Here is a 7,606-nt window from a genome sequence, read left to right as displayed (position 1 = left end):
ATCAAACCAGTGACTGGGTAGTACTAGTTTCTATTCTTGCAAAAGAAGAATCCGAACTGTCCTACACATCATCTAACGTAGGCGGCTGCACGTGGTAGGCGTAGCAATGAGACAGCCAGGCGCACTTTCCTGTCTGGCTCATTGCGGAAGCCATCCACCACCGCCGAAGTGAGGCCAATGATCGCCCCACGTACACTTCCAGTCAAACCACTACCTCTGCACAAAACCAGGAAGAGTAGGGGTTTGCAAAAACAACTACCTACCATCGTATCCTACTTACTTGTACGAACAAATTATCCACGTACTCGAAAAACAAGTACCTGAACTGCCCTACACACTATCTAACGTAGGCGGCTGCCAGTGGTAGGCGTAGCAACGAGACAGCCAGGCGCTCTTCCTGTCTGGCTCATTGCGTAAGCCATCCACCACCGCCGAAGTGGGGCCAATGATCGCCCCACTTACAATGCCAGTCAAACCGTTACCTCTGCACAAAACAAGGAAGAGAAAAGTATTCGCAAAACAACTACCTAACATCGTATCCTACTTACTTGTACGAACAAATTATCCTTGTACTCGAAAAACAAGTACCTGAACTGCCCTACACACTATCTAACGAAGGTGGCTGCCAGTAGTAGACTTCTTACTAACCCACTCCGAACAAAACTCATTCCCAACCCGCTTTGCACCCTACAATTAACCATAGATAAACTTCAAACTTTTATCAGCGCACTGAAATCTGTATAATTAAGACGAACCAAGCTAGCTATACATAGAACAGAGGAGGCTCACTGTGAAAAAAAAGTGGAGCATAATTATTTCAATTTTAGTTGTCGTCATTATGGGATTCATTATATTCACGTTGAACAAAGAAATTAAAGAAGAAACTTCAGGTATTCCGGGTTATGAAGATGCTGGAATAGACAAATTGCCGAAAGACGAGCGTGAACGTCTACCGCAAGATTGGCAAACCACTACCGAACCTGATAAGCCAGGGCTCGATAAAGGGGATGTAGCACCTGACTTTGAACTAACAACACTTGGCGGGGATACGGTAAAGTTATCCGACTACCGGGGTAAAACAGTTATGTTAAACTTCTGGGCATCGTGGTGTCCACCATGTCGTTCAGAAATGCCGCATATGGATAGCTACTATACTGACAATAAAGAAACCGACAATATGGAAATACTCGCAGTCAACATGACAAAGACTGAAAAGAATAAAGTAGAAAGTGCGAAGGAATTCGTGGACGAATATAAATTATCGTTCCCGATTTTATTAGATAAGGATAGCGAAGTCATGAAAATGTATCAGATCAAAGTCTACCCGACTTCGTATATCATCAATGAAGAAGGCATTATCACAGATAAATTAATGTTGCCGCTTGATGACAAGATGATCAAGCAGTTAATAGAGGAAAGTAAAGCAGAGTGAACATTAGAAATGCAGGGGGAACTAGCATGAATACAGTAGCTTATCAGACGGCTTCAATGACAAAAGATGAATTCTTTTACGCTTATCGTCAACTTGCGACAGCGGTGGAACGACATGTTTTATTAGAAAGTGGCCGCGGTGGAGAGATGTGCGTGGCGGGACTTGATCCGCTTGTGACATTTCAGGCAATCGAAACAGGGCTACGCTTGGAGTGGCGTGATGGCAAAGAAGAGATATTAACAGGAGAAGATCCGCTAGTCCTGCTGAATGATTTTATGACGCAATATGAGCTGGAGTACCAGAATGAGTTACCTGCCTACCAAGGTGGTCCTATCGGGATGATCAGTTATGATTATGTCAGACGCTATGAGACGCTGCCGGTTCTAGCGAAAGATGATCTGGTGACACCTGATGTATTCTTTTATCTATTCGATCAATGGGCCGTGCTTGACATAGAAAATGAGAAAGTCTATTTTATGGCATTGCCTGAGAAGCAGCATACCTTGGAGGATATAGTGAATGAATGGACGGAAGCATCACAAATAGGCTTGATCAATCGTCAATTTACACCTGGACAAGCGACGGATGTAGACGTTACAGAGGATAATTTGCAAGTTTCCGTAACAGGAGAGCAGTTTGAACAGATGGTCCGTGATGTACAGCAATTTATCGAGCAAGGAGATGTTGTACAAGTGAACTTGTCTGTACGTCAGTCAAAACCACTTGATGCACCTTCTTTATTGGTGTATGAAGCGTTGCGTTCGTTCAACCCCTCTCCTTATATGGCTTATATGGCGGCGCCGGATTTTGAAGTAGTCTCCGGTTCACCTGAGTTATTGTTGAAAAAACGTGGAACTGAATTGAGCACTCGTCCAATCGGTGGTACGCGCAAACGCGGTTTGACGGTAACGGAAGACCTCGCTTTGCAGGAAGAATTGGTATCGAATACGAAGGAGAAAGGTGAGCACAAGATGCTTGTCGATCTCGAATGTGCAGACTTCGAAGGAATCTGTCAAGAAGGTACAGTAGAAGTTGATGAATTCATGGTCGTTGAAAAGTACTCACATGTCATGCATTTGGTATCAAATGTACGGGGTAAGGCAGCTTCTGAAGATCTTGCGCCCATCATGCACGGAGTTTTCCCAGGTGGTTCAATTACGGGAGATCCTAAACTGCGTACGATGGAAATCATTGAAGAATTGGAACCGACCCGCAGAGGTCTTTATACAGGATCAATGGGGTGGATTGGTTTTAATGGAGATTTGGAGCTGAATATCACGATTCGTACAGCGTTTATTCAAGAAGGGATCGTGCATATCCAAGCGGGGGCTGGTCTAGTACCAGATTCGGATCCTGCTGCAGAATATGAAGAGTCTTTAAATAAAGCGAAAGCATTGTGGCAGGCGAAAGAAATGGCTGAGCTAGTCACTCGTCAAGAAAGTGGGCGTCCACATTGATTTGCTGGATGAACGGGGAGCAAGTACATGCGGATGAACTACGCATTTCTCCTTTCGATCATGGATTTATTTACGGATTAGGGTTTTTCGAAACTTTCCGTACGTACGGTGGGGAAGTATTTCTTTATGATTCGCATATGATTCGATTGCGGTCAGCTTTGATTGACTACCATATAGAGATGCCGTATAGCGATGAAGAAATTCTGATGGCGATTCATTCTTTATATAAAGAGAATGGCTGCGAGGATGGTTATTACCGATTAAACGTGTCGGCGGGTGTGCATGATATCGGGCTGGCTCCTGCTCATTACAAACAACCGAATGTATTGATCTTTCAAAAGGCACTTCATCTGCCGGCTGTACATACAGAAAAAGATGGTGTCTGGCTTGCTACGACGCGCAATGAACCTGAAAGTGTTGTTCGTCATAAGTCTCATCAGTATGCAAATAATGTAAAAGGACGTCTCGAATTGCCTTCATTGAGAGAAACAGAAGGCTTATTCGTTACATCTGACGGATATGTAGCAGAAGGCATTACATCGAATATATTTTGGGTAAAAGAAGGCGAGTTGTATACACCTTCATTGGAGACAGGAATTTTACCGGGTACGACAAGGGCCTTTGTAATGGAGACTGCGGGAGTATTTGGATTGGCTGTTCATGAAGGGTTATATATGTCTGAGGAACTCGAATCGGCGGAAGAAGTATTCATCACCAATGCGATTCAAGAACTAGTTCCGATTCGCCGAGTAGGAGAAACAAGGTTTTCTGGCAAAGAAGGACCGGTCTATCAACAATTACATGCCGGTTACCAACAAGCCGTCAACCGAATGAAAGTGAGTGACCAGTAATGGAACTATCAAAAGCACGTGCCTCTTATCAACTGGGAGAAACGACGATTAATTTTATGGAAGAAACGATCATTATGGGGATACTGAACGTCACACCGGATTCATTTTCGGATGGTGGGCAATTCGGTAAGCAAAACCCAGCGCTGGAACACGCACGAAGTATGCTCATGGACGGAGCAAAAATCATTGATGTCGGTGGTGAGTCTACCCGTCCAGGGCACACTCCTGTTTCGGTAGAAGAGGAGATAGCGCGGGTTGTACCGATCATTGAATTGCTAACGAAAGAACTCGGCTGTGTAATATCGATTGACACGTCAAAAGCGGCTGTTGCGGAAGCTGCGGTTAAGGCGGGTGCGAGTATAATTAATGATGTATGGGGAGCAAAGCGTGAGCCAGCCATTGCAGAAGTGGCGGCGCGATATGGTACACCGATCATCTTGATGCATAACCGCGAAGATCGTGATTATCAGCTGCCGTTCATGGAGGCGGTTATAGAAGATTTGCAAGAGAGTATCGAGATTGCGAAACGAGCAGGAGTTAGTGAAGAAATGATTTGGCTAGATCCAGGCATCGGCTTTGCGAAAGATCTTGAACAGAATATACTAGCGATGCAAGGGTTATCTTCGATTGCGGATCTTGGATATCCTGTTTTACTTGGTACGTCCCGCAAAGGCATGATTGGGAAAGTACTTGATTTACCTGTAGATGAGCGAGTTGAAGGTACAGGCGCCACGGTTTGCTACGGCATTGAGCACGGCGGACATATTATGCGAGTTCACGATGTAAAGGAAATCTCGCGGATGGTCAAGATGATGGATGTACTGACGAAGAAAGCAGCATACACTGGGTAAGCGATAAAATGGAGGGATTTCATGGATTATATTCATTTGAATGATATGGAGTTTTACGGTTACCACGGCGCGTTGCCTGAAGAGAATAAACTCGGACAGCGCTTTCGTCTGACAGTTTCATTGGCAACAGATCTTGCCGAAGCTGGACAAACTGATGATTTATCGAAAACAATGAACTATGCGGAAGTGTATGAAATGTGCAAGAACATTGTAGAAGGGGAAGCAGTTCATTTGATCGAGACGGTGGCGGAAACGGTGGCGGGAACGATCATGACAGATTTTGCGGAAAAGGTGAATGGTGTGCGCGTCCTACTTATAAAGCCGGATCCACCGATTCGAGGACATTACTCATCCGTTTCCGTGGAAATCACGAGGGGGCGTTTCACTTGAATAACGCCTACTTGTCACTGGGGTCGAATATAGGTAATCGGCTCGAACATTTACAGCAAGCTGTGGAATTGTTAAATGAACATCCTTCTATTAAGGTGTTAAAAGTTTCTTCCGTGTACGAAACTGAGCCTGTCGGATTAACGGAACAAGCGAAGTTTTTGAATATCGTAGTAAATTTAGAGACTACATTAGAAGCAACGGAATTATTGAGTGCGTGTCAATCCATTGAAAATAAGCTTGGTAGAATGCGTAAAATCCGTTGGGGTCCACGGACGGTAGACTTGGATATCTTGCTTTATAATGAAGAACACATTCAACTGGAACATCTGATTATTCCGCATATCCGAATGCAAGAGCGTGCATTCGTGCTCGTTCCACTAGTGGAAATTAACTCGGAAGTAAAGAATCCTATAACAGGAAGGCTCTATCATGAAGAGCCTGCGATAAAGGAAGACGGAGTGAATCTTTGGAAAAAGATTGTGCGAATTGAGGAGTTTCTACAATAAGATTGAACGAACTGTCCTATAATGGGGCAGTTTTTCTATACAAACGCACGAGATAACTGTTTGTCCTTTTGTTAGGCCTGGAATTTGTGTACAATAGTTGCAGACGACCATTCCCGTGAAGAGGGATAGTCAAAGTATGAAGGAGTGAAAGGTAATGTCCAATATGGATGAAATGAATGATCAGCTTTTGGTGAGACGCCAGAAGATGAAAGATATACGCGAAAGTGGTTTGGATCCTTTCGGTCAGCGTTTTGAACGAACACACCTAACAAGTGAAATCCGCTCTGCATATGAAGAACAATCAAAAGAAGAGTTGGAAGAGAATGAGCATGAAGTAACAATTGCCGGCCGTATTATGACGAAGCGTGGTAAAGGTAAGGCAGGATTTGCGCACATCCAAGATCTTGGGGGTCAAATCCAGATTTACGTACGTCAAGACGCTATTGGTGAAGATGCTTATAAGCTATTCACTTTTGCGGACCTTGGAGACATTGTCGGCGTACAAGGCGTTATCTTTAAAACGAAAGTAGGAGAACTCTCTATTAAAGCGACGAAGTTTACGTTCTTGACGAAAGCATTACGTCCGTTACCTGAGAAGTTCCATGGCTTACAAGACGTAGAACAGCGCTATCGCCAACGCTACCTAGACTTGATTTCGACTGAAGGCAGCAAAGAAACATTTATTATGCGTAGTCGTATCATTCAATCTATGCGTCATTATTTAGATGGACAAGGCTTCCTTGAAGTAGAAACACCTATGCTTCACTCGATTGCCGGAGGAGCAGCAGCTCGTCCGTTCGTTACACATCACAACACACTTGATATGACACTATATATGCGAATTGCTATTGAACTACATCTAAAGCGCCTAATCGTCGGAGGTCTAGAGAAAGTATATGAGATCGGACGCGTATTCCGTAATGAAGGAATGTCCACTCGCCACAATCCTGAATTCACAATGATTGAGTTGTACGAAGCCTATGCAGATTACAACGACATCATGGAATTGACTGAGAACCTTGTGGCACATATCGCGCAAGAAGTGCTCGGTACAACAACGATCCAATACGGTGACGATCAAATCGAATTAGCACCGCGTTGGAAACGACTGCACATGGCAGATGCAGTTAAAGACTTTACAGGTGTTGACTTCTGGCAGCAATTGACGAAAGAACAAGCACATGAATTAGCGAAAGAGCATAACGTACAAGTAACTCCTTCTATGGAAGTAGGTCATGTACTGAATGAATTCTTCGAACAAAAGGTAGAAGAAGAGCTTGTGCAGCCGACATTCATTTACGGACATCCGGTAGAAGTATCACCTCTTGCGAAGAAGAACCCGGAAGATCCACGCTACACGGATCGCTTCGAGCTATTCATCGTCCGTCGTGAACACGCGAATGCCTTTACGGAATTAAATGATCCAATCGATCAGCGCGAACGCTTCGAGTCGCAACTTGTTGAGAAGGAACAAGGAAACGACGAAGCGCATGAAATGGACGAAGATTTCATTACAGCATTAGAATACGGGCTACCGCCTACAGGTGGTCTGGGTATCGGAATCGATCGTCTCGTCATGTTGTTGACGAACTCTCAATCAATCCGTGATGTACTATTATTCCCTCAAATGCGTCCTAAAGACTGATGCGACAGCTCCAATAGCGATATTGGAGCTGTTTTTTTCTGTCTAAAATCAAGCGTTTATATAGAATGCAAAAGAAAAACAAAAAGAATTGATAAAAACAGTTGCACTTTTTGAAAACAGGTGGTATATTTATAAAGTTGCTTTTGCAGTTAGCGACTTAGCGAAAAACATAATGAAAAAAGTTTTTAACTAAAGTGTTGACAACATAACAACGAGATGTTAAGATATAAAAGTTGACTCTTACGAGAGGCAAACCTTATGAACCTTGAAAACTGAACAGCAAAACGTTAACGAAATACAGTTTGCGCCTGGCTTGCCAGTGACACAAACAAAATGAGTATCTTAAATGATGCCAGCAAATGAAACTCGAGCTAATCGAATTTCTCTTATGGAGAGTTTGATCCTGGCTCAGGACGAACGCTGGCGGCATGCCTAATACATGCAAGTCGAGCGAACTGTTGGAAGCTTGCTTCC

7 protein-coding genes and 1 rRNA gene are annotated in these 7,606 nt (G+C 43.8%); all 8 read left to right on the top strand.

The genetic code is table 11. The features are described 5' to 3' along the window. The first annotated feature begins 790 nt into the window (after positions 1–790). A complete protein-coding gene (locus tag Q7P97_RS05510; protein WP_303967678.1) occupies positions 791–1,432 on the top strand; it encodes a peroxiredoxin family protein in 642 nt (213 codons plus the stop codon). Between the two features lie 26 nt (positions 1,433–1,458). Then, the gene (locus tag Q7P97_RS05505; protein ID WP_303967676.1) at positions 1,459–2,889 is read left to right on the top strand and encodes an anthranilate synthase component I family protein; all 1,431 of its coding nucleotides are present in this window, start codon (positions 1,459–1,461) and stop codon (positions 2,887–2,889) included. Next, positions 2,886–3,740, top strand: a complete 855-nt coding sequence (gene pabC, locus Q7P97_RS05500; RefSeq protein ID WP_303967673.1) for an aminodeoxychorismate lyase — start codon at positions 2,886–2,888, stop codon at positions 3,738–3,740. Before Q7P97_RS05505 ends, pabC begins: the two co-directional genes overlap by 4 nt. Further along, entirely contained in the window at positions 3,740–4,591 is an 852-nt protein-coding gene (gene folP, locus Q7P97_RS05495) for a dihydropteroate synthase (protein ID WP_303967670.1), read from the top strand. The genes pabC and folP overlap by 1 nt, the downstream gene beginning before the upstream one ends. 21 nt (positions 4,592–4,612) lie before the next feature. Beyond that, positions 4,613–4,981 (top strand): dihydroneopterin aldolase, encoded by a 369-nt coding sequence (gene folB / locus Q7P97_RS05490; RefSeq protein ID WP_085427780.1) that lies wholly within the window; start codon positions 4,613–4,615, stop codon positions 4,979–4,981. Further along, a complete protein-coding gene (folK, locus tag Q7P97_RS05485) occupies positions 4,978–5,487 on the top strand; it encodes a 2-amino-4-hydroxy-6-hydroxymethyldihydropteridine diphosphokinase (RefSeq protein WP_303967666.1) in 510 nt (169 codons plus the stop codon). The genes folB and folK overlap by 4 nt, the downstream gene beginning before the upstream one ends. A 154-nt stretch (positions 5,488–5,641) precedes the next feature. Continuing rightward, positions 5,642–7,132 (top strand): lysine--tRNA ligase, encoded by a 1,491-nt coding sequence (gene lysS, locus Q7P97_RS05480; protein WP_303967663.1) that lies wholly within the window; start codon positions 5,642–5,644, stop codon positions 7,130–7,132. 385 nt (positions 7,133–7,517) lie between these two features. Further along, a 16S ribosomal RNA gene (locus Q7P97_RS05475) occupies positions 7,518–7,606 on the top strand; the annotation flags it as partial.

It is taken from the genome of Sporosarcina ureae (genome assembly GCF_029267015.1).
In the GTDB taxonomy this organism is placed as follows: Bacteria; Bacillota; Bacilli; order Bacillales_A; family Planococcaceae; genus Sporosarcina; species Sporosarcina ureae_D.
Note: the sequence above shows the minus strand (reverse complement) of the source record. Positions and strands in the feature narration are given on the sequence as shown.

Bases quoted from the DNA above. Each gene is read 5' to 3' on its own strand.
- Q7P97_RS05505 (WP_303967676.1), top strand. From the start codon at position 1,459: ATGAATACAGTAGCTTATCAGACGGCTTCAATGACAAAAGATGAATTC.
- folP (WP_303967670.1), top strand. From the start codon at position 3,740: ATGGAACTATCAAAAGCACGTGCCTCTTATCAACTGGGAGAAACGACG.
- folB (WP_085427780.1), top strand. From the start codon at position 4,613: ATGGATTATATTCATTTGAATGATATGGAGTTTTACGGTTACCACGGC.
- lysS (WP_303967663.1), top strand. From the start codon at position 5,642: ATGTCCAATATGGATGAAATGAATGATCAGCTTTTGGTGAGACGCCAG.